General features: G+C 66.1%; 12 protein-coding genes. 7 read left to right on the top strand and 5 right to left on the bottom strand.

Annotated features, from left to right (window positions below):
* Positions 1-130 precede the first annotated feature (130 nt).
* A complete protein-coding gene (locus tag CR152_RS12350) occupies positions 131-991 on the top strand; it encodes a hypothetical protein (protein WP_099875173.1) in 861 nt (286 codons plus the stop codon).
* Entirely contained in the window at positions 988-10,035 is a 9,048-nt protein-coding gene (locus CR152_RS12355; RefSeq protein WP_157778456.1) for a calcium-binding protein, read from the top strand. Before CR152_RS12350 ends, CR152_RS12355 begins: the two co-directional genes overlap by 4 nt.
* Positions 10,036-10,155: 120 nt before the next feature.
* Here the strand turns inward: CR152_RS12355 and CR152_RS12360 are convergent, their stop codons facing one another.
* The 5 genes from CR152_RS12360 to CR152_RS12380 all read right to left on the bottom strand — a co-directional run bounded on the left by CR152_RS12360 (position 10,156) and on the right by CR152_RS12380 (position 18,741).
* Entirely contained in the window at positions 10,156-10,569 is a 414-nt protein-coding gene (locus CR152_RS12360) for an SWIB/MDM2 domain-containing protein (RefSeq protein ID WP_099875175.1), read from the bottom strand.
* Between the two features lie 282 nt (positions 10,570-10,851).
* Complete coding sequence (gene ffh, locus CR152_RS12365) at positions 10,852-12,222, bottom strand: signal recognition particle protein (protein WP_054268437.1); 1,371 nt, start codon at positions 12,220-12,222, stop codon at positions 10,852-10,854.
* A 120-nt stretch (positions 12,223-12,342) separates the two neighbouring features.
* Entirely contained in the window at positions 12,343-14,238 is a 1,896-nt protein-coding gene (locus CR152_RS33635) for an NHL repeat-containing protein (protein ID WP_167399848.1), read from the bottom strand.
* A 207-nt stretch (positions 14,239-14,445) separates the two neighbouring features.
* On the bottom strand, positions 14,446-16,410 hold the full coding sequence (locus CR152_RS33640; RefSeq protein WP_167399849.1) for an NHL repeat-containing protein: 1,965 nt from the start codon (positions 16,408-16,410) through the stop codon (positions 14,446-14,448).
* A 132-nt stretch (positions 16,411-16,542) separates the two neighbouring features.
* Positions 16,543-18,741, bottom strand: coding sequence for a tetratricopeptide repeat protein (locus CR152_RS12380; protein ID WP_157778457.1), 2,199 nt, complete (start codon positions 18,739-18,741; stop codon positions 16,543-16,545).
* 210 nt (positions 18,742-18,951) lie between these two features.
* Here CR152_RS12380 and CR152_RS12385 point away from each other — a divergent pair, with 210 nt between their 5' ends.
* The 5 genes from CR152_RS12385 (at position 18,952) to CR152_RS12405 (ending at position 22,743) form a co-directional block, all read left to right on the top strand.
* Positions 18,952-19,926 carry an ABC transporter substrate-binding protein gene (locus CR152_RS12385; protein ID WP_099875179.1) on the top strand — a complete coding sequence of 325 codons (975 nt, stop codon included), beginning with the start codon at positions 18,952-18,954 and terminating at the stop codon, positions 19,924-19,926.
* 64 nt (positions 19,927-19,990) lie between these two features.
* Complete coding sequence (locus tag CR152_RS12390; protein WP_099875180.1) at positions 19,991-20,806, top strand: ABC transporter permease; 816 nt, start codon at positions 19,991-19,993, stop codon at positions 20,804-20,806.
* A gap of 1 nt (position 20,807) precedes the next feature.
* Complete coding sequence (locus CR152_RS12395) at positions 20,808-21,605, top strand: ABC transporter ATP-binding protein (RefSeq protein WP_099875181.1); 798 nt, start codon at positions 20,808-20,810, stop codon at positions 21,603-21,605.
* An 89-nt stretch (positions 21,606-21,694) separates the two neighbouring features.
* Positions 21,695-22,498 carry a cytochrome C assembly family protein gene (locus tag CR152_RS12400; protein ID WP_099875182.1) on the top strand — a complete coding sequence of 268 codons (804 nt, stop codon included), beginning with the start codon at positions 21,695-21,697 and terminating at the stop codon, positions 22,496-22,498.
* Positions 22,495-22,743, top strand: a complete 249-nt coding sequence (locus CR152_RS12405) for a PP0621 family protein (protein WP_099875183.1) — start codon at positions 22,495-22,497, stop codon at positions 22,741-22,743. The genes CR152_RS12400 and CR152_RS12405 overlap by 4 nt, the downstream gene beginning before the upstream one ends.
* The last annotated feature ends 3 nt before the right edge of the window (positions 22,744-22,746 follow it).

Genomic DNA, 22,746 nt, shown 5'->3' on the forward strand with positions numbered 1-22,746 from the left:
AAACGTTTTTCAGGGTGTGGCAAGAAGTTTGCACACCGCGCCCACAAGCTGTTTCTCCCCACTTCCCGCAGCAGCAACCGGCCGCTCCCTATAGCCAGGCATCCTTGCCGCGCGCGTCCGGGCGCCGGGCATGAAGCCATTTTTTGGCCATGATCCGCTGATCGGCTTGCTTTGCTACGGCGCCGTCACGCTCGTCCTGTGGTTCGCCATCCGGCGCGCCGCGCGCGGGCGTGCGGGGGCGCTGGCGCGCACGCTGGCCGCGGCGGGCATGCTGGGCGCGCCTTTTGCCGCTTTCTGGCTGGTGAATATCGACCGCTTGTACGGCGAGTGGCGCTATTTCAGGCCAGCCTGCCGCGCCGATGGCGGCGACCACATTGCCCGGCATATCGACCGGCTCGACAGTCTGGCCGTGCACCCGGTCGGCATCGGCGGCAGCGGCGACATTGCCGATATCGCCGCCACCTATACCGCCAACCATGTGGGCAAGCATCTGGCCTATGTGGAGTTTCAATTCGATTCGGCAAGCGTCGCGGCCGCTGTCGATGGCGGGCCCTTCAGCGGACGCAATGCGCCGCGGCGCCTGACGCTCGACGGCCAGCCGGCCGCGCCGGGTTATTACCGGGTCGACAATCTGTGCAGCGCTGCGCCCGGCCCCGCCTTGCCGCTGCCGCGCGCCTGCTTTCGCGCCTACCGCATCGATGCCCTCACCAGCACGTATCTGCTCGAGCACCGCATGGAACCGTGCAGCGTACCGGCGGCCACGTTGCGCCTGTGCGCCATGCGCTGGACCATGAGCGAGCGCGCCACAGGCGCTCTGGTGGGGCGCGCGGTGACGTACGCGTACGCCGGCGGATGGCGCAGCCGGGCTGCGTTTCCCGATGCGCCGGCACCTTACGACAGCAACACACCCTACGACTTTTGCGGCAGCCGGCTCGCTTCCGGCGCCCAGGGACTTATCGAAGCTATTTTAACCAGTAAAGGTAGACAGTGAATATCCAAGAGACCTATCGGCTTTCCATGCTGGCCCGCGCCGCCTATACCGAATTCGCGGGATCGAGCATGTCCGAGGCAGATCTGCAAAGCAGCAGCAACCATATCGTCTTCCAGTTTGCAAGCGACGAGCACGCCAAAGAAGTGACGGCCCATTATTCCCTGGTCTACCATTATTCGGATGACACGGGCTTCGCCGCCTCGGTGTTCCGGGCCAAGGATACCGGCAAGCTGGTGATCGCCTTCCGCGGCACCGAGCTGGCCAGCGCGACCTCGGGCGATGCGCGCGATATCGCCGCCGATGCCTTCATCTTCCAGACCGGCCTGGCCGGCTTGCAGATCGCCGCGCTCGAGGACTTTTATAAAAAACTGTTCGCCGCCGACGGTGCCAAACTGCCCGCCGGCACCATCTTCGACGTCACCGGCGATTCGCTCGGCGGCCACCTGGCGACGGCGTTTACCGCCAGCCATATCGAGAACGTCGGCAAGGGCATCATTTTCGAAGCGCCCGGCATCAGCGTGCCGTATATCATGCTCAATGGAAATGCGCCGTCCGCCGTGGGCGCAAAACTCACCCATGTATACGGCGACGCCGGCGTCGAGATCATTTCCGGTGCCGGGGGTGTCTTCACCAAGGCCCTCGGGCAGCAAGTGCCGGTCTTTATCGAAAACCAGAAAATATCGAATCACAGTCTCGACTTGCTGAACCAGGCGCTCAGCGTGGCCGAATTGCTGGAGCGGATCGACCCGGCGCTGACCCTGGTCGACGCCCGCGGCATCCTCGACGCGGCCTCGCACAAGCCGCTCGAATCGCTGGAAAAAGTGGTGGACAGCTTGCGCACCATCCTGGCCGGAGCCGAAGTGGCGCCCACGCCGCCCGACCTCGAGTACAGCAACAACGCGGCTTTGCAAAAGGCGGTCAATGAAGTGCGCGCCAAGCTCAACGGCTCGCTGAAACTGGTCAATCTGGTCGGTCTGGGCAGCGAGGCCATCGCTGCGCGTGCCAATGTGCCCGGTTCCAGCGGTGAAGCCGTCGCGATCCGTTACGCGCTGCGCGAAATGCTGCCGTTCGCCGTGGTGGGCGCCAACTATGCGCCATTCAATAACGACGGCGAACTCGACGTTTTCAACGAAGAGACCGGCGACGGCCAGCTGACCGAGAATTACCTGAAAGACCGGGCGGCGATGCTGGTGGCCGTGCTCGCCGATAACAAGACCGACAGTGCCGACAGGCCGGCCGGCGACCGCCTGTTCCTCGACCTGAAAACCGACCGCCGCCTCACCCCTTCCCCTCTCGATCACAAGACCATCTTCGGCGCCGCCGCGGGCGATGCGCCCGGCTACAGCGAGGGCGAGGATCACTTGTACGGCATGGGCGGCAAGGACGTGTTGACGGGCGGCAAGGGCAAGGATTACATGGAAGGCGGCAGCGGCGACGACAACCTTTCCGGCGGCGAAGCCAACGACACGCTCGACGGCGGCATCGGCGCCGACACGCTCGACGGCGGCGGCGATAACGACAAGCTGTTGGGCGGCAAGGGCAAGGATACCCTGATCGGGGGCGACGGCAACGATACCCTCGACGGCCAGGCCGACAACGATTCCCTGCAAGGCGGCATCGGCAACGATGTGCTCAAGGGCGCCACCGACAAGTGGGACACCCAGGGTTCGGACACGCTCGAAGGCGGCGCCGGCTTCGACTTTTACCAGACGGCAGGGGGCGACACCATCCGCGACAGCGATGGCCAGGGTACGGTGCGCTTCGTGCGCCGCTATATCGATGGCGCATGGCGCAAGAAGGGCGAGACGGTCTACTTCTCGTGGGATAAAAAGGTTTCCTACACCGTCGAGGGCTCGACCCTGCTGATCAATGGCCCCGAGGGTGCGCTGACCATCGAAAACTGGTCCAACGGCCAGCTCGAGATCCATCTGTCGGAAGCCGAGAAGGAAGTGCCGACCAAGCCGCCGTTCGATCCGAACCGCACGCGCGCCCGCATCGACCCGCTGGTGCTGGACCTGAACCACGATGGCATCATCAATTCGGTCGGTTCCGACCAGTCGAGCGTGTACTTCGACTTCAATGGCGACGCGATCGCCGAGCGCACCGGCTGGATCAGTCCCGCCGACGGCATCCTGGTGTCGGACGAGAACAAGAACCGCTTCGTCGACAATCTGTCCGAGCTGTTCGGCAATGCCCAGGAAGATGGCTTCAGCAGCCTGAAGCGTCGTTTCGACGGCAACCTCGATGGCGTGATCGACCGCCGCGACGCCAAGTTCAGCGAACTGCTGGTCTGGCAGGACGCCAACCAGGATGGCATTTCGCAGGCGGGCGAGCTGAAAACGCTCGACCAGCTGGGCATCACTTCGATTGGCACGCAGTCGACCAAGGTGACGATTGCCAGCAACGACAACCGCATCATCGCCGAGGGCGCATTCGTGCAGGATGGCCAGACCCGGCTGGTGGCCGATATCGAGCTGGCCGTCAACTTTGCGCTGACCGATTCGAATCCGGCCCGCCATCTGGACGAGCAGCTCGAACTCGACGGCGAGGTGGCGATGCTGCCGCGCCTGCGCGGCTTCGGCAGCGTGCGCGACCTGTCGTACGCGCTCCAGGACAACCTGGAACTGCGCGCCTATGTCAGCGGGCTGATCGGACGGGGCAAGGCCGCCGTCGTCGATGACATCGACCAGTTCATGGCCAAGTGGACCGGCCTGGACGCGGCTTATGCCAGCCATGGGCGGGTGCGCAGCGGCGAATTGAGCACAATGGACAAGGTGTGGATACTCGAATCGCTGGCGGGCGTCGATATCAGCAAGAAGCTGATCGAAAGCCGTGCCTTCTATTCGTTCGGCGTCAGTTTCGAGCAAGGCTATATCGCCGAACGGTTCGGCTTCATCGCCGACCGCGTGGCGCTCAGCCTATCCACCCAGGCGTTCGACAAGGGCTGGCTCGACGGCGTGTTCTACTCGGTCGACCAGGACCGCTTCGACGCCTTCGATCCGGCACGCCTGAACAACAGTCTGGCGGCGAAACTCGGGCAAAGCACCAGCTATGACGACACCGTGGCGATGGCGCGCCTGCTGGCGCGCCTGAAAGCGGACGGCGTGCCGCTCGAACTGGACCGTCTGCGCGCGATCGGCGCGCAATTGCCGTATCCGACCCCGGTGGGCTATGCGCTCGATGCTGGCATGCTCCTGGGCAACCGCGGCAATAATGTACTGCAGGGGGCAGCTGCGCGCGCCGACTGGATCGATGGCGCGGCCGGCGACGATACCTTGATCGGCCTGGGCGGCAGCGACTTGCTGCACGGCGGCGTCGGCGACGATTTGCTCGAAGGCGGGGCGGGCGCCGATGTGTATGTGTACGAACGAGGCGATGGCCATGAAATCATTCATGACTACGACAACGGCGACCAGGCCATCGACACCTTGCGCCTGGGCGCCGGTTTCGTGCCGGACGCCACCCGGGTGCGCCGGGAGGGCAGCGATCTGGTGCTGCGTTTTGGCGACGCGGAATCGGTCACCGTACGCCAGTATTTCCATAACGATGCCTTGGGCTATTTGCAAATCGAACGCATTGAATTCCCTGATGGCACGCTGTGGGATATCGCCAGGATCAAGGCCATGGTGCTGGTGCCGACCGCCGACGGCGAGGCGCTGTACGGCTATGGCGCCAGCAACGATATCCTGAACGGGCTGGCCGGCAACGATACGCTCGCCGGCCTGGGCGGCCACGATACCTTGCACGGCGGGACCGGCTATGACCTGCTTGAAGGCGGCGGCGGCAATGACGTGTTCCTGTTCAACCGCGGCGACGGCGACGACGTGATCCACACTTACGAGCGTGCCGAAGGCAAGCTGGTCACGCTGCGCCTGGGCGCCGGCCTGACGCCGGCCGGCACCGCGGTGCGGCGCGATGCCGCCAGCCTGGTGCTGTCCTTCGGCGGCGACGATCAAGTGACGATCAAGGATTACTTTTACCGCGATGGGGCCGGGGGCAATGAGATCGACCAGATCGTTTTCGCCGATCAGACCGTGTGGTCGGTGGCCAAGATCAAGACCATGATCGGCATTGCCACCGAACAGGCCGACGCGATGTATGGCTACGAGGTGAACGACACTATCGCCGGCCTGGCTGGCAACGACACCATCTTCGGCTACGCCGGCGACGATACCCTCGAAGGCGGCCGCGGCGACGATGTGCTCGACGGCAGCATCGGCAGCGACGTGTATCTCTTCAAGCGCGGCGACGGGCGCGATACCATCACCGACAATAACGGCTGGGGGGCCGACAGCATGGTCGACGTGCTGCGCCTGGGCACCGGCATCAGCGCGTCGGCGACCCTCGCGCGCCACGTCGGCAACGATCTGGTGCTCGATTTCGGCAGCGGCGACAGTGTCACGGTCAGCGGTTTCTTTTCCTACGACACGCAGTTGGTCACCCAGCTCGAACGGATCGAATTCAGCGACGGCGCCGTGTGGGACGTGGCCGAGCTCAAGCAGCGGGTGCTGGCGCCGACCGAGCAAGCCGACCTGCTGGCCGGTTTCCCCGGCGACGACGGCATCGGCGGCGCCGGCGGCAACGATACCTTGCTGGGCGGCGCAGGGCGCGATAGCCTGAACGGCGGCGCCGGCAACGATAGCCTGGCGGGTGGCACCGGCGACGATGTCTTGCTCGGCGGCGCGGGCGCCGATCTTCTCGAAGGTCAGGGCGGCGCCGATCTGTACCAGTTCGCAGGCGGCGATGGCCAGGATGTGCTGCGCGATCTGGAAGGCAAGCCGGGCGAGGTCGATGTGCTGCGCTTCGGCGCCCATGCGACGGTGGCCAACACCAGCGCCAGGCGGGCCGGCAATGCGCTGGTGCTCAGCGTCGCCGGCGGCGACACGGTAACGCTCGAAGATTATTTTTACGATCAGCGCTACCAGGTCGAGCGCATTGAATTTGCCGCCGGCGAGGTATGGGATGTGGCCGAGGTCAAGCGCCGCGTGCTGCTGGGCGGCGGCAACAACGATTTCCTGGCGGGCTATGAGTTGTCCGACCAGCTCGCTGGCTTCGGCGGCAACGACACCTTGACCGGCAATGGCGGCGCCGATGCGCTCGACGGCGGCAGCGGCGACGACCGGCTGCTCGGCAGCGAGGGCGATGACACGCTCGACGGCGGCGCCGGCAACGATAGCCTGACCGGCGGCGCGGGCAGCGACGTGTTCGTGTTCGGTGCCGGCGGCGGCCAGGATTTGATCAACGAATCCGATGACACGCCGGGCAAGACCGATGCAATCCGCTTGGGCGCCGGGGTCACCCCGGACGCGGTGCGCATCGCCCGCGCCAATGACGATTTGCTGCTGCAGTTGAAAGGCAGCGGCGACAGCCTGCGCGTTGCGGGATTTTTCGAGAAAGAGGCCGGCACCGGACGCCGGATCGAGCAGATCGAGTTCCACGACGGCACCCGCTGGAACCTGGCTGCGATCCTGGAGCAGGCGTTGCTGCCGACCAAGGGCAATGACTTCCTTGCCGGCTACGGCAAGGCCGACAACATCCATGGCGCCGGCGGCGACGACCGCATCGATGGCGGCGACGGCGCCGATACGCTCGCTGGCGACACCGGCAACGACACGCTCGACGGCGGCCTCGGCGACGACAGCGCCAGTGGCGGCACCGGCGACGACCTGTACCTGGTGCAAAGCGCGGCCGATATCGTTGTCGAACTGCCCGGCGAGGGCAACGACACGGTGCGTGCCTCGACCAGCACGACCCTGTCGGCGAACGTCGAGAACCTGGAGCTCGACGCGCTCGCCGGCGCGGCCGACGGCATCGGCAACGCGCTTGCCAACCGCCTGCTCGGCAACGCTTCGGTCAACGGCCTCGACGGCGGCGCCGGCGACGACTGGCTCGACGGTGGAGCCGGCAACGATGTGCTGATTGGGGGTTTGGGCAACGATGTCTTCATCGTCGACGCCAGTACCGACCTGGTGGTCGAGAGCGCGGCCCAGGGCCAAGACACGGTGCGGGCCGGCGCCACGTATGCGCTGCCGGACCATGTCGAGACGCTGGTGCTGGAAGACACCGGCGCCATCGACGGCAGCGGCAATGCGCTGCCCAACGAGCTCACCGGCAACAGCCACGCCAACCGCCTCGGCGGCGGTGGCGGCGCCGACACGCTCCATGGCGGCCAGGGCGACGACACCCTCGATGGCGGCGCCGGCGCCGACACGCTCGCCGGCGGCGAAGGCAACGACGATTACGTGGTCGATACCCTGGACGACCAGATCGTCGAGGCCGGCGGCGCCGGCTTCGATACCGTCGCAACGGGCTTGACCTACACCCTGGGCGCCGAACTCGAAGGCTTGCTGTTGACTGGCAGCGCCGATGCCGACGGCAGCGGCAACGATGCCGACAACACCTTGACCGGCAACGAGGGCAATAACCGGCTCGACGGCGGCGCCGGCACCGATATCCTGAGCGGGGGACTGGGCGACGATACCTACCTGACCGACAGCGAAAGCGACCAGGTCAACGAAATGGCCGACGAGGGCCGCGACACCATCATCCGCAGCTACGACACCACGTATATCCTCGCCAACGGCGTCGACAACCTCACGCTGGTGGGCGAGGCCGTGCGCGGCAACGGCAATGAACTCGATAACCTCATCACCGGCAACGACGCCGACAACAACCTGCTGGGACTGGAAGGCAACGATACCCTGATCGGCGGCCTGGGCAAGGATGCCATGTTCGGGCGCGAAGGGCTGGACTTGATGATCGGCGGCGGCGGCGACGATTACTACGAAATCGACGACGCGGGCGACCGCATCGAGGAAGCTGCCGGCCAGGGCGACGACTTCGTGCGCGCCAATGTCAGCTGGACCCTGGGCGAGCACCTCGAGCGCCTGGCACTGAACGGCGACGAGGCACTCTATGCCACCGGCAACGCGCTCGCCAATGGCCTGTGGGGCAACGCGGGCAACAATGTGCTGACCGGCGCCAAGGGTAGCGATTACATCGAGGGCGGCGCCGGCGACGATGTGTATGTCTTCGAGAAGGGCGACGGCAAGGATACCATCAAGAATAGCGATATCGCCGGCGCCATCGACATCCTGCGCTTCGGCGCCGGCATCGCCGAGATCGACGTATCGGCAATGCAGCAGGGCGATGATGTGTTCCTGATGCTCAAGGGCGGGACCGACCAGATCGCGTTCATGGATTATTTTGCCGGCGGCCAGACGGAGGAAGGGGCGGCAACGGACGGCAAGATCGACAGGGTCGAGTTCGCCAGCGGCGCGGTGTGGGACCAGGCCAAATTGCAGACGGTGATCGATCGCGCCAACCACAACAGCCCGCCGACGGTCAAAAGCTATCTGCCGACCCTGCAAGCGAAGGCCAATACCCTGTTCAGCTACACGGTGCCGGTCGATACCGTGACCGACCCGGATGTGTGGGATACGGTCACCTACAGCGTCAAGATGGCGGGCGGCGCGGCGCTGCCGGCCTGGCTGACGTTCGACCCGGTCACGCGGGTGTTGTCGGGCACCCCGGCGGCCGGCAATATCGGCACGCTCCAGTTCCAGCTGTGGGGCACCGACAGTGGCGGCAACGGCGCCGGGCAAGGCGTCAACCTGGTGGTTGGCGCGGCCAACCGCGCGCCGGTGCTGGCCACGGCGCTGCCCGACCAGAAAGCGGCGCCGGGTACCCCGTTCGCCTACACGGTGGCGGCGGCGGCCTTCACCGATCCGGACACGGGTGACAAACTCAGCTACAAGGCGACGCTGGCCGATGGCGCGCCTTTGCCGGCCTGGCTGACGTTCAACCCGGCCACGCGCGCCTTCGGCGGCACGCCGACGGCCACCGGCACCACCAGCGTGCGCGTGACGGCCACCGACAGCGGCAGTCTGGCTGTCTCGGATGTCTTCGACGTGGTGGTCGGCGTGGCCGACCTGGTATTGAACGGCACGGCCAATGCGGACCTTCTCAACGGCGGCGCCGGTAACGACACCGTCAGTGGCATGGGCGGCAACGACACCCTCAATGGCGCGGCCGGCAACGACCGGCTCGACGGTGGCGCGGGGGCGGACAAGCTGACCGGCGGCCAGGGCAATGATGTGTACGTACTCGACAACAGTGCCGACACGGTGGCCGAGAACGCGGCCGAAGGCGTCGACCAGGTGCTCTCCGGCGTGACCCATACGCTGGGCGCCAACGTCGAAGCGCTGACCTTGACCGGCACCCTGCTCATCAATGGCAGCGGCAACCTGCTCGACAACCTGCTCATCGGAAATGGCGCCAACAATGTGCTCGCTGGCGCCGATGGCAACGATATCCTGCAGGGCGGGGCGGGCGCCGATACCTTGAACGATACGGCCGGGAAGAACGTCTTCGATGGCGGCGCGGGCATCGATACCCTGACCGGTGGCAGCGGCAACGAGCTGTTCATCGGCGGCACGGGCAACGACAGCATCGTCACGTCGACCGGCGCCGACATCATTGCGTTTAACCGAGGCGATGGCCAGGATACGGTCGCGGCCAGCATCGGCAAGGACAACACGGTGTCGCTGGGCAAGGGCGTCACGTATGCGGACTTGCTGTTCAAGAAGACCGGCAACGATCTGGTGCTGGTGACCGGGGCCAGCGAGCAGCTGACCTTCAAGGATTGGTACCTCAGCGCCAACAACCGCAGCGTGGCCAATCTGCAAGTGGTGATCGAAGGCGGCAGCGACTACAACGCGGCATCGGCCAGCGCGATCAACAACAAGAAGGTCGAGCGCTTCAATTTCGATGGGCTGGCAACGGCCTTCGATCAGGCGCGCACCGCCAATCCGGCCTTGACCAGCTGGGCCTTGTCGTCCTCGCTGCTGGGCTTCCACCTGGGCGGCAGCGATACCGCGGCCATCGGCGGCGACCTGGCTTACCAGTACGCCAGGAATGGCAATCTGTCGGCCTTGTCGCTGGCGCCGGCGGACGCCTTGCTGGCGGCGGCGCCGTTCGGCGCGGCAGTCCAGAACTTGCAGGCCGGTAGCGCCTTGCAGGATCTGACGCCGCGTCTGGCATAGCGTTACGGGCGCCGGACAGTGTGTCCGGCGCCCGCTTCATTGCACGAGCTGGAAAAACAAAAAGCCCCGGTTGTGAAACCGGGGCTTTTTGTAATCAGGCTTGGACGAGCAATCTGTTTTTTATTTCAGATGGTCGGAAATGAGTTTGGTCATTTCAAACATCGATACCTGTGCTTTGCCGCCGAAGACTGCTTTGAGCTTGTCGTCGGCATTGATCATGCGGCGGTTGGCCGCGTCTTGCAGATCGAGCTTCTTGATGTAATCCCAGACTTTTTTGGTGACTTCGGTGCGTGGCAGCGGAGTCGCGCCAACCACGGCTGCCAGGACGGCGGACGGAGTCATCGCCTTCATGAAGGCGGCGTTCGGCTTGCGTGGGGCTGCTGCAGGTTTTTTTGCGGCTGCTGCTTTTGGTGCTGCCGCAGCTTTTGCTGGAGCGGCTTTCTTCGCTGCTGCCGGCTTTGCCGCTGCGGCTGGCTTAGCTGCGGCAGCCTTTTTTGCTGGCGCTGCTGCTGGGGTTTTTTTGGCTGTTGCCATCTTCAAGCCTCCTTAACGAACACATGGGAAATTGCGCAATTCATCGCACGGCTTATATTGGTGGGGATTTACCGATGACGCAAGTGTTTTTCAAGAATTTTTCGGCGTTTTCATAGGGAAAAGCCAGAACTAAGGCCCGGAAGGCGATTTTGCTGTTGCCGTCATCCCCGCGCAGGCGGGGATCCAAGTTCGACGCTGATTCGCTAACTTGGGTCCCCGCCTGCGCGGGGACGACGGTCTGACGGTCTGGGGCTGGAGGAAACGTATGTGGAAACGCCGCGTTTAGCGCATCCCGCCCGGCATCATACCCTTCATCGAGCGCATCATTTTCATCATGCCGCCACCTTTGAATTTCTTCATCATGGCCTGCATCTGGTCGTACTGGGCCAGCATGCGGTTCACTTCCTGCACCTGCACGCCGGCACCGGCGGCGATGCGGCGCTTGCGCGTGGCCTTGATCAGTTCCGGCTTGGCGCGTTCCTGCGGCGTCATCGAATCGATGATGCCGACCATGCGCCGCACCTGCTTGTCGGCCTGGTCCATGTTGGCGCCGCCCGCCGCCTGCTGGAACTGCGCCGGCAGCTTGTCGATCAGGCTCGACATGCCGCCCATCTTCTTCATCTGCCCCAGCTGCGACTTGAAGTCGTTCATGTCGAAGCGTCCGCCGACCTTGATCTTGTTGGCCAGGTCGGCCGCGGCCTTGCTGTCGACGCCCTTGCGCGCTTCTTCCACCAGCGCCAGGATGTCGCCCATGCCCAGAATACGGTTGGCCATGCGCTGGGCGTCGAACGCTTCCAGGCCGTCGAGTTTTTCGGATACGCCGGCAAACTTGATCGGCTTGCCCGTGATGTGACGCACCGACAGCGCCGCGCCGCCGCGCGAGTCGCCGTCGAGCTTGGTGAGCACGATGCCGGTCAGCGGCAGCGCGTCGTTGAAGGCCTTGGCCGTGTTGATCGCATCCTGCCCCAGCATGGCGTCGACCACGAACAGCGTTTCGATCGGGTTGACCGCCGCGTGCACGGCGGAGATTTCCTGCATCATCGCTTCGTCGATACCCAGGCGGCCGGCGGTATCGATGATCAGGACGTCGTGGTAGTGCTTGCGGGCCCAGTCCAGCGCGGCCAGGGCGATGTCGACCGGCTTGTCGGTGGCGGCCGATGGGAAGAAGTCGGCGCCGACCTGTTTGGTCACCGATTCGAGCTGGGCGATCGCGGCCGGACGGTACACGTCGGCCGAGACGGTCAGGACCTTCTTCTTTTTCTCTTCCTTGAGGTACTTGGCCAGCTTGCCGACGGTGGTGGTCTTGCCCACACCTTGCAGACCGGCCATCAGGATGATCGCCGGCGGCTGCTGCGCAAAGCTCAGCTGCGACGCTTCGGGACCGAGGTCCGCGCCCATCAGCGCGCCGAGCTCGCGCTGGACCACGCCGACCAGGGCCTGGCCCGGGCTGAGCGAGGCCATGACTTCTTCGCCGAGGGCTTTTTCCTTGACGCGGCTGATGAACTCGCGCACGGCGGGCAGGGCCACGTCGGCTTCGAGCAGGGCCAGGCGCACTTCGCGCAGCATCTCGGCGGTATTCGATTCGGTCAGACGCGCCTCACCGCGCATGGTCTTGACGACCTTGGCAAGGCGTTGGGTTAAGTTATCTAGCATGGCAGACCTGACTAATATATAGGGCGATGCCGGCGAGTGCCGGTTGTGGCGTCATTTTACCCTAGTCACAACGAAAAAAGACCGGCGCCGGGCCGGTCTCCTCACACCGCGCGCGCCCGATTACGGCAGCGCCAGCCTGATGATGGCGTTGCCTGAAATAAACGCGTAGCTGTTGATGCCGATCCGCACCAGGCCCTTCGGGTGCTCGACGCCGCCGGGCAGGGGGCCGAGCACGGTCGCCGCGCGGTCCGGCGTGCCGGCGACGATGCTCGATACGCCGCTTGGGACAATTTTCTGGATCGTGCTGTGCGCCGTGTCCGCGGCGTAGCGGTTGCCTGCGTCATCGAGCACCTGGCCCACTTCCGGGGGCGCGCTGGCGACCGTGGTGACCACTGCGGCGGGCGTGATGCGCCGGATCACCGGGCCGGCATCTTCCACGTACAGGTCGCCGGCCTTGTCGAAGCCGAGAATGCGCGGCGCGCTGAACCTGGCGGCGGCGCCGGTGCCGTCGGTTTTCTCATCCGGACCGGCGTCGAGGCCGGCAAACACGGTCCACGCGCCATCGGGGCCGAGCTTGTGAATGGCGCGTCCGGCCCGCGTGGCGCCCGGGTTGGCCGAGTCGTACCATAGGGTCGAGACATACACATTGCCGGCCTTGTCGGCCGCGATGCCGCTGGGCAGGCCGGCGGCGAGGAAGCGGCTGGTGACGCTGCCATCCGGCGTGATCTTGCGCAAGTTGACGCCGCTGTTGATATACGGGCCGGTACTGCGGTAGCCGAGCGTTTGCCGTTCGATGGCATACAGGTTGCCGGACGGATCGGCCGTCAGCCATTGCGGGCCGCGCAGGCGGGCGGCCGCGCCGATGCCGTCCACGGAGGTTTCCGACAGGTTGGGCTTGCCGGCAAACAAGCTTACCTGGCCGTCGTCACCCAGGGTGGCGATGCGGTCGGGGAAGACCACATACACGGTGCCGTCGCGGTCCGCCCGCAGGACGCGCGCGTTCGGCAGCGTGGTCGTGGTGGTGGTGACGACGCCGGCCAGGCTAACGCGGCGCAGCACGCCGTTGTCGATCACCAGCAGCTGGCCGCCCTTGTACGCCATGCCGGTCGGCTCGGTGAAGCGGGCGGCACTGCCGGTGCCGTCGCGCGCGGACGCGGTATCGTCGGCACCGGCCAGGGTGCTGACCACGCCTTGCGGCGTGACCTTGCGCAGCATCGACGCGTCGGCCAGGTACAGGTTGCCGGCCGGGTCGAGCACGACGGTCTCGGGGCGGATGAACTTGAAGCGGGCGCTGCGGCCTGGGCCGTCGACCTGACCGAAGAAAGCGGGATTGCTGCTGGCCAGGGGTATCGTGATGTCGGCACCAGCGAGCAAGGTGACGCTGCCGTCGGCCTCGATGCGCGAGATGGTGCTGTAGGTGATGCGGTAACTGATGCCGGCGGCGCTGGTGACGACGCGGTCGCCGCCCTGGCCGAAGGGCAGCGGCGTCGCCGTGCCATCCTGGCCCAGCAAATAGGTCTGGCTCAGGTTGGTGAAAAACACCTGGTCGCGGGCATCGATCGACACCCTGGGGTCGCCAGGGGTGAGCGTGGCGCCGGGATTGTTGTCGAACGAGTGGGTGTACACGGTGCGCACCGTGCCATCGCGTCCCACGCTGCGGATCGCATAGCCGAAAAAATAGTAGCCACCGGTGTTGTCGCGCTTTTGATCGCTGACGTACAGGGTGCCCTTGCTGTCGATCTCGGCGTCGGCGATGGCTTCGAAGCGGGCGTCTTGTCCGATCCCGTCGGCGCGCACCATGCTGCCGGTGTCGCCGGCGATCAGGGTCAGGCCTGCCGGCAGCGCCGGGCCGGGGTAGGCCGGCGTCGGAGTTGGCGTCGGAGTTGGCGTCGGAGTTGGTGTGGGCGTTGGTGTCGGGGTGGGAGCCGGTCCATCGCCGCCGCCGCAGGCGGTCAGGAACGCCGCGGCGCCCATCTGGAGGGTCATGCGGCGCAGCTGAAACGAGCGTGAATTCATTGTTAACTCCTGGTTGGGTTTAACAAGTGTATTCCGAAAACATTTATTAATATGTAACGTTGTGTATCCGGAAAGCATCGTGGGCGCTTGCCGCGGCCACGATGCCTCGTCCGTCATCAGGATGGCGGCGCAGGCGCGCACCGCGGGGTCGCGCGCGGCATTGCGCCATGACCAGGCCGGCCAGGTGAATGGATGCCGATACGCCGTTTACGGCAGCGCCAGCCTGACGATGGCGCTGCCAGAGATGAAGGCGTAGCTGTTGATGCCGATCCGCACCAGTCCGCGCGGATGTTCGATGCTGCCGGGCAGTGGGCCGAGTACCGTGGCGGCGCGATCCGGAATGCCCGCCACGATACTGGACACGCCTGCCGCGCTGATCCGCGAGATCGTGCTGCGCTCGGTGTCGGCGACGTAGCGGTTGCCGGCGTCGTCGCCGACCCGGCCCACTTCCAGCGGCACGGCGGCAACCGTGGTCACGGCGCCGGCCGGGCTGATGCGGCGGTAGCCATTGCCCTCGTCCTGTACATACAGATCGCCGGCATTGTCGAAGCCGAGAATCGTCGGTGCATTGAAACGGGCGGCGGCGCCGATGCCATCCTGCTTGCCGCGTTCGCCGTCGGCGCCGGCGAACACGCTCCAGACGCCGTCGCTGCCCAACTTGTGAATGACCGCGCCACCCGGGGTCGCCGAATGGACTTGTGCGATGTAATGCAAGGTCGAGACATACACATTCCCCGCCCTGTCCGCCGCGATGCCGCTCGGATAACCTCCGTACGTCACGGTGCTGGTCGTGGTGCCGTCCGGCGCCACCTTGCGCAGGTACACCCCGGCCTGCTCATAGCCGACCATGCGGTAGCCGATGTGTTGCTGTTCGACGACGAACAGGTTGCCCGCGCTGTCGGCCGTCATGAACTTCGGGCGCACCAGGCGGGCCGCGGCGCCGGTGCCGTCCACCGGCAACCTGGACAGGTCGGGCTTGCCGACAAACAGCGACGCGCCGCCATCGGGCACAATCAGGGAAACATGGTTTCGGTGGATGGCGTACACGTTTCCCTGGCCGTCGGAGAGCAGGCGCTGCGTGTCCGTCACGGAGAGCGGGCGCGGCGAGGCCGTCAGCTTGGGGCCGACGCTTGTGACCGCGCCGTCGGTGCTGACGTGGCGCAGCCCTGTCTTGTCGAGCACCAGCAGCTGGCCGTCATGCATGACGATCGATCGGGGTTCGTCGAAGTACGCGCCACTGCCGCTGCCATCCTGGGCCGGCAATGTGGAATTGGCGACGCCGGCCAAGGTGCTCACCAGGCCGCCCGGCGTGACCCGGCGTATCGTCGCCGCGTCGATCAGATACAGATTGCCGGCCGGGTCGACCACCATGCCATCTGTGCCGATGGCGGCGAAGCGGGCCGCGGCGCCCTGGCCGTCGCGCGGCTCCGAAGAGCGCACGGTGCTCCCCGCCAACGCAGTCAGGCTGCCGTCGGCGCCGATGCGCGCGATCGAGGTACCCCCTCCCTCGCTGCTATAGTTGATGCGGTAACGCACGCCGGCCGCGTTGCCGACGATGAAGGACTGGTCGGGATAGGTAGGGTTGAGCTCGGTCGGCACCTGGGTCGTGCTGCCGTCTTTTCGGATCAGGTAAGTCGTGAGCCCGACTCTTGCCCGTATCTGCTCGTCGCGGTCGAAGGACAGGACGGCGCCTGTGGGATCGAGGGACGCGTGTGCCTCGTCGGCGGGCACCGGGGCGGACAATACGGTACGAACCACGCCATCCCGTCCGAACGCACGAATCGTCGGGCCGGTCCCCACGAAGATGCCACGGTTGTCGATCCTGGTTTCGCTGACGTACACCGTGCCCTTGCTGTCGATCAGCGCATCGCGGATGTAGCCGAAGCGGGCGTCGACGCCGGTGCCGTCCGTCGTGACCATGCTGCCGGTGTCGCCGGCGATCAGGGTCAGTCCCGCCGGCAGCACGGGGCCGGGGTAGGTCTGAGGCGGCGTTGGCGTCGGCGTCGGGGTTGGTGTGGGCGTCGGCGTTGGTGTTGGGGTTGGTGTTGGTGTTGGCGTCGGGGTCGGGGTCGGGGTCGGCGCCGGTCCATCGCCGCCGCCGCAGGCGGTCAGGAACGCCGCGGCGCCCATCTGGAGGGTCATACGGCGCAGCTGAAACGAGCGTGAATTCATTGTTGACTCCTGGTTGGTTTTATTGAGTGTATTCTGGAAATATTTATTAAGATGTAATGTTGTGTATCAGCAAGGCATGGTGGGCGCTGGCTGCGGCCACCATGCCTCGCCGGTGCATCAGGATGGCGGTCTTCAGCGATGGGTCGGCGTGCGTTTGGCCCATTCGTGGCGCGCGAAATGCGCGTGCAGGTGCTTGAACATGGGGGCCGTGTATTGCCCCCTGGCGTCACCGCCGTGGGCGCGGATCAGCATCGACAGTGCCTGCGGCAGGCGCGCATCGCGCGGCTCGCGCGTGGCGTGCTCCATGACCAGGCCGGCCAGATAGTCGGTGCCGCTCGGCAAAGCCGCCAGAGTAGCGCGTTCGGCGCGCAAGGTGGCCGCCGCGCCGGCCGCCAAAAAGGCCGGCATGGCCGGCGCCGCGACGCGCTTGCCGTAAGTCGGGGTGCCGCCGGCGAACACGCTCCACCAGTTCTCGCGCGACCGTTCGAGGTTGTTGCTGGCACGCATGATCGGGTAGGCGAACATGGCGCCGTCGGCCTCGTAGCGGATGTACGGGCTGACGTTGCCGACCATGCCCGGGTAGCGCGCCAGCAGCATGGCGCTGATGCCGCGCCGCAGCGCCGGATTGGTTTCGGCCAGCATCTGGTCCACCAGCGGGCCCGAACCGGCAAAGCGCGCCTTGATGGCGGGCGCCAGGCGGGTGGCCACATCGGGACGGTTGAGTGGCAGGGAGCGCGTCCAGGCCACCGTTTCGAGCTCGGCGCGCAGCTTGGGCGGCAGGTTTTTCTGCTGCGCCAGGGTGACCAGCATGTCCAGCGGCAGGCCGGTGTTGAGGAAGCTGGCCACGTCCATGGCGGCGACCGGCGCTTCTCCCCGCACCGGCAGCACGGTGCTGCGCGCGATGAAGCGGCCGACGTCGGCCAGGGTGCGCGCGCGGGCCAGGCCGATGCGCTTGAAGGCGTTGGCGTCGTCCGCGCCAAGCGCCGGGCGCAGCGCCAGCACCGCGTCGACGATGGCAACGGCATCGGCGTCGCTCGCGGCCAGCCGGGCCAGGTGGTAGCGCGCCGTCAGGTAGGCCGGCGAGGCGGGCTCGAGCTCTTGCGCCGCCGCCAGCAGTGCCGCTGGCGCCGGCGCCTGCGGCGTGGCGAGCGTGAGCGCCGCCACCAGCCACGGCAACTGCTGCGTCGTTTCCCACTGGCGCAGCGCTTCGGCCGGGGAGGCGTTGGCGGCGCGCGCGCTGCGCATTGCCGCCAGCCAGGCGCCATACGCCAGTTGACCGCGTTCGGCGGATGGGGTGGTGCGCCAGGCGTAGCTGTAGTCGCGCACGTCCTGTCCGATCGTGGCGGACGGCGCGGCGCTGCCCAGTTCTGCGTCGAGCCGGGCCAGTACCTGCGCCGGCGCGGTGCGCAGCATGACCAGCTGGCGCAGGCGGCGCGCGTCGGCCCGCAGCGGCGTGTCGGTGGCGGCATCGGCCAGCGGCTCCAGGCGCTTCAAGGCGCTCGCCATCAGCGCCGCATCGACCGTGTCGTAGCCGGCGGCGGTGGCGGCGCGCACGTCGGCGCGCGCGGCCAGATAAGGCGCGGTGACGTGCCAGGGCGATGCCGCGTCCTGGGCAATGGCGTCGAAGCGCGCGGCCGCCTCGGGGTAGGCGCCGCGGTAAAAGTGGGCGGCGGCCTGCTGGTAGGCGCGGTCCATGCGCAGCCACTGGGGCGTGCCGGCCGGGGCCTCGGCCGGCATCGCGGTGGGCGCGGCGCAGTTGGCGAACACGGCATCCTGGCCCACGATCCAGTCGCGCAGCGTGGCGTCGTTGCCGTAGCTGGCCAGGCGGATAGCCAGGGTGCGGGTGGCGTTGCGAAACGCGTCCGCCGGGCAGTTCAGTACGGACGCGTCCTTGCCGGCGATGGCCAGCGCGGCGAGCTTGGGCCCGCCGGCGCGCGCGCGTTCGGTTTGCCATCCTTCCAGCGCGCGCTTGAGCGCGGGCTCGTTATGCGGATTGTGGCCGCCCCGCTCGCTCGTTTCGTTCAGCCAGCAGGGGTCGAAAGGGCGCAGGCGCTCCTGGGCGGCGGCGTCGAGCGGCATGCCGGCCAGCGCGCGCCAGGCGATGAACTGGTAGAAGTCGTCGCGCCCGGCGCGCACGATGCCGGGCTGGGCGAACATGCCGGGCGTCAGGCTGCCCGGCCAGCGCGGCGGCTCGAACACGTTGCCATCGGCCGACGGGTCTTCATAAAAGGTGCAGCGGCGCTCGCCGGCCTGCGCCGTCGTTATCGCAGCCAGGCCGAACATCATGAAAAACAACGGTGCGCCGACACGCTTATGCAAAATGGGTTTCATTGATTTCTTTCACTGGGGGGGCGTCATCTTATCAGCGCAAAGCTTGCGCCAGTCGTTAGACATTGATTTCTCTCCGGGCTATCTTTCTCTGAGGCAAGCATGAATAAATGTGGCAACGGCCCGGCAAACGGCGACCGGTTGCGTCTTATTCGCATGCATGACAACCCGCGCGGTACCTCATCGACTCTGCACCATCCAACGGAGACAGGCATGACAGGGAAGTTCATCGGCAAGACCATCGTACTGGCGGCGCTGTTCGCCGCCAGCCACAGCCACGCCCAGGATGTGATCCGTCTTGGCAACCTCAAATTCGCGCATTTCGGCGCAGTTTCATACATCAAGGAAATCGCGCCCAAGTGCGGCATCAAGGTCGAGGAAAAGATTTTCGCCAAGGGGCTCGATGTGATGCAAGCGATCATCGCCGGTGAGCTCGATGTCGGCGCGACCGCGTCCGAGGCGGCCATTTCGGGCCGCGCCAGCGGGGCGCCGATCTTCGTGGTGGCCGGTTTCGCCAAGGGCGGCGCGCGCCTGGTGGCGCGGCCCGATCTCGGCATCAAGGGCATTCGGGAATTGAAAGGCAGGAAGGTCGGGGTGACGCGCGGCGGCATCCAGGAAGTGCTGCTGATGGCCCAGCTGAAAAAATTCGGCATGAGCGCCGACAGCGCGCCCGGCAAGGATGTGCACGTGATTTACCTGCCGTTCGCCGACCTGAACCAGGCGCTGATGGGCAGGAATATCGACGCCATGATGCAGTCCGAGCCGCAATCGTCGCAGGCCATCAACAGGGGGTTCGGGATGGAGGTGATGAAACCCTACGACACCCCGATCGGCGAGCCGGTGCGCACCATGGTGATGACCGAAGCCTTCTACAACGGCAAGCGGGTACTGGCCGACAAGTTCATGCGCTGCTTCGTCGAAGCGACCCGCACCTTCATGGCCCATCCGTCCATCGCCGAGAAATACGTGCGCGAAGTGATCTACAAGGGCCAGATCACCAGGGACGACTTCGAGGATGCGATCAGTAATTCGCCGTATTCGCTGGACGTGACGGCCGAGCATATCCAGATCACCACCGACACCATGGTCAAGACCGGCGTGGGGCGCATGGTGCGCCCGCCGCTGGCCAGGGACTGGGTCAGGACCGATATGCTCGACGCGGCCAAGAAAAGCCTGGGGGTAAGGTGAACAGGTCCCCCGTTCGACAACCCGACAGGGTCAACAGTATGAAAACAACGTTTCCGGAGGTGGCATGAACAGCAGACAGTTGCGTGAAGTGGGAATCGGCCTGGTGGTGCCGGCCGTGGTGATCGCCTTGTGGCAGCTGGCGGCGGCGCAGGGCCTGGTCAATCCCCAGGTGTTGCCCTCGCCGCTGGCGGTGCTGCATAAATGGATCGAGTACCTGCTGCCGCTGCAGCCGCACGCGGACGGCAGCTGGCTGGCCTGGGCTGTGTCGGGCGAACTGATGGTCGACTCGCTCACCAGCATGGTCCGGGTGCTGCTCGGTTTTGCCATCGGCGCCGGGCTGGCGCTGCCGCTCGGGCTGGCCATGGGCGCCAACGCGCGCGTGTACGCCTGGCTTAATCCCCTGGTGCAGCTGCTGCGCCCGATTCCGCCGATCGCCTACATTCCGCTGGCGATCCTGTGGTTCGGACTGGGCAATCCGCCGGCCGTGTTCCTGATCGCGCTGGGGGCTTTCTTTCCGGTGCTGATCAATACCATCGCCGGGGTGCGCCAGGTGGACGGCATTTACCTGCGCGCGGCGCGCAACCTGGGCGCCAGCCAGCGCACCATGTTCGTGCGCGTGATCCTGCCGGCCGCCGTGCCCTATATTTTGTCGGGCGTGCGGATCGGGATCGGCACCGCTTTTATTGTCGTGATTGTCTCGGAAATGATCGCGGTCAATAATGGCCTGGGTTTTCGCATCCTGGAAGCGCGCGAGTATTTTTGGTCCGACAAGATCATGGCCGGCATGATCACCATCGGCATGCTGGGGCTGGCGATCGACGTCGGCATGAACCGCCTGAACAATTACCTGCTGCGCTGGCACCGCGGCCTGGAGAACTGACATGACTGCATCACCGATCCGTATCGAAGGCGTCGACAAGACATTCAGCAGCGCCGGGGGCGAGCTGGTCGCGCTCAAGGATATCAACCTGGACATCCCGGCCGGGCAGTTCACCTGCCTGCTCGGACCGTCGGGCTGCGGCAAGTCGACCCTGCTCAACGCCGTGGCCGGCTTTGCGCTGCCCACGCGCGGCACCATCCGCACCGGCGGACACCCGGTGACGGGGCCGGGGCCGGACCGCGGCATGGTGTTCCAGGAGTACGCGCTGTTTCCCTGGATGACGGTCGAGCAGAACGTCGCCTTCGGCCTGGAAATCAAGGGCGTGGACAAGGCCGCCATCAACGCCACCGTCGCCCGTCTGCTCGAGATGCTGTCGCTGAGCGACTTCCGCCAGCGCTTTCCCAAGGATTTGTCGGGCGGCATGCGCCAGCGGGTGGCGATTGCACGCGTGCTGGCGCTGGACTCGCCCATCATGCTGATGGACGAGCCGTTCGGCGCGCTCGACGCGCTGACCCGGCGCAACCTGCAGGACGAGCTGCTGCGCATCTGGGCCGCCACCGGCAAGACCATCATTTTCGTCACCCACAGCATCGAGGAAGCGATCTACCTGGCCGACCGCATCGTGGTGATGACCTACCGTCCGGGCACGGTCAAGCGCGACGTCACGGTCGACCTGCCGCGCCTGCGCGACCCGGCCGCGCCCGAGTTCAATGCGCTCAAGCGCGAGCTGGGGCAGCTGGTCATGGAAGAGCAGCAGCGCCATCACAACGACGAGCTGCGCATGGCGGCAGTCGATTAGCATAGGCTGGCAGGGGGCAGCCGACGGGGCTGGCGGCGGCGCCCTCACGCCGTCCCCGCCAGCACGCGCCGATAGTGTAAACTTGCAGCATGCAGACTTACTTACTTATCGCAGCGGCGCTGCTGTACGCGGTGTGCGCCATTCTCCCCACGGCCCGGGGCACGCTCATTTCCGCCGTCACGGCCATAGCCTGGCTGCTGCACGGCGCCGCCCTGTGGCTCGACATGATGGCGCCCGGCAGCGTGCGGATCGGCTTCGCGCTGATGATTTCCGCCGCCCTGTGGATCTCGGTGGCGGCCTACTGGATCGAAAACCGCAATTTCGCGCTCGACGGCCTGCGCCGCCTGGTCATGCCCTGCGCCGCCGCCGCCGCGCTGCTGCCGGCCGTGTTTCCGGGCAGCGTGCTGCAGCTCGAAGGGCGCGCCCCGGCCTTCGGCTGGCATATTTCGGTGGCCATCCTGGCCTACAGCACGCTGACCATCGCCGCCTTCCATGCGGTCCTGATGGCGCTGCAGGAAACGCGCCTGCATGCGCGCAATCCGCAAGCGGGCTGGCTGGCCACGGCGCTCGACCAGCTGCCGGCCCTGCTGACCATGGAAAAACTGTTGTTTCGCCTGATCTGGATCGGCTTCGTGCTGCTCAGCCTGACCGTGCTGTCGGGGATCGTGTTTTCGGAGCAGGTGTTCGGCACCGTGCTCAAGTGGGATCACAAGAGCGTCTTCACCTTGCTGTCGTGGTTCCTGTTCGCCGCGCTGCTGGCCGGACGGCGCTGGCGCGGCTGGCGCGGCAAGACCGCGCTGCGCTTCACCCTGGCCGGTTTCGCCACCCTGGTGCTGGCCTATGTCGGCAGCCGTTTCGTTCTTGAAGTCGTTTTGCACCGGGGGCTGGCATGACACGCATTCTGTTCTGGATCGCGCTGGTGGCGCTGGTGATCGCGGCCATCCGCAGCAAGCTGCGCGGCATGGCGCCGCCGCCCGGGCAGGGTGCCGGCCCGCGCCAGGATCGGCCGGCGGCGCGCGAGGCGGAAACCATGATCGCCTGCGCCCACTGCCACGTGTACTTCCCCGAGTCGGAAGCGGTCAAGGCCGACGGCCGGGAGTATTGCAGCCCGGACCACGCCCGTTTGCCGCCCGCCTGAGTG

Origin of the sequence: Massilia violaceinigra (genome assembly GCF_002752675.1) — a bacterium.
GTDB classification, from domain to species: domain Bacteria; phylum Pseudomonadota; class Gammaproteobacteria; order Burkholderiales; family Burkholderiaceae_D; genus Telluria_A; species Telluria_A violaceinigra.

Coding starts and splice junctions, on each gene's coding strand:
- CR152_RS33640 (WP_167399849.1), bottom strand. CDS start 16,410: ATGAATTCACGCTCGTTTCAGCTGCGCCGTATGACCCTCCAGATGGGC.
- CR152_RS12405 (WP_099875183.1), top strand. CDS start 22,495: ATGACACGCATTCTGTTCTGGATCGCGCTGGTGGCGCTGGTGATCGCG.
- CR152_RS12395 (WP_099875181.1), top strand. CDS start 20,808: ATGACTGCATCACCGATCCGTATCGAAGGCGTCGACAAGACATTCAGC.
- CR152_RS12385 (WP_099875179.1), top strand. CDS start 18,952: ATGACAGGGAAGTTCATCGGCAAGACCATCGTACTGGCGGCGCTGTTC.
- CR152_RS12350 (WP_099875173.1), top strand. CDS start 131: ATGAAGCCATTTTTTGGCCATGATCCGCTGATCGGCTTGCTTTGCTAC.
- CR152_RS12390 (WP_099875180.1), top strand. CDS start 19,991: ATGAACAGCAGACAGTTGCGTGAAGTGGGAATCGGCCTGGTGGTGCCG.
- ffh (WP_054268437.1), bottom strand. CDS start 12,222: ATGCTAGATAACTTAACCCAACGCCTTGCCAAGGTCGTCAAGACCATG.
- CR152_RS12400 (WP_099875182.1), top strand. CDS start 21,695: ATGCAGACTTACTTACTTATCGCAGCGGCGCTGCTGTACGCGGTGTGC.
- CR152_RS33635 (WP_167399848.1), bottom strand. CDS start 14,238: ATGAATTCACGCTCGTTTCAGCTGCGCCGCATGACCCTCCAGATGGGC.
- CR152_RS12380 (WP_157778457.1), bottom strand. CDS start 18,741: ATGAAACCCATTTTGCATAAGCGTGTCGGCGCACCGTTGTTTTTCATG.
- CR152_RS12360 (WP_099875175.1), bottom strand. CDS start 10,569: ATGGCAACAGCCAAAAAAACCCCAGCAGCAGCGCCAGCAAAAAAGGCT.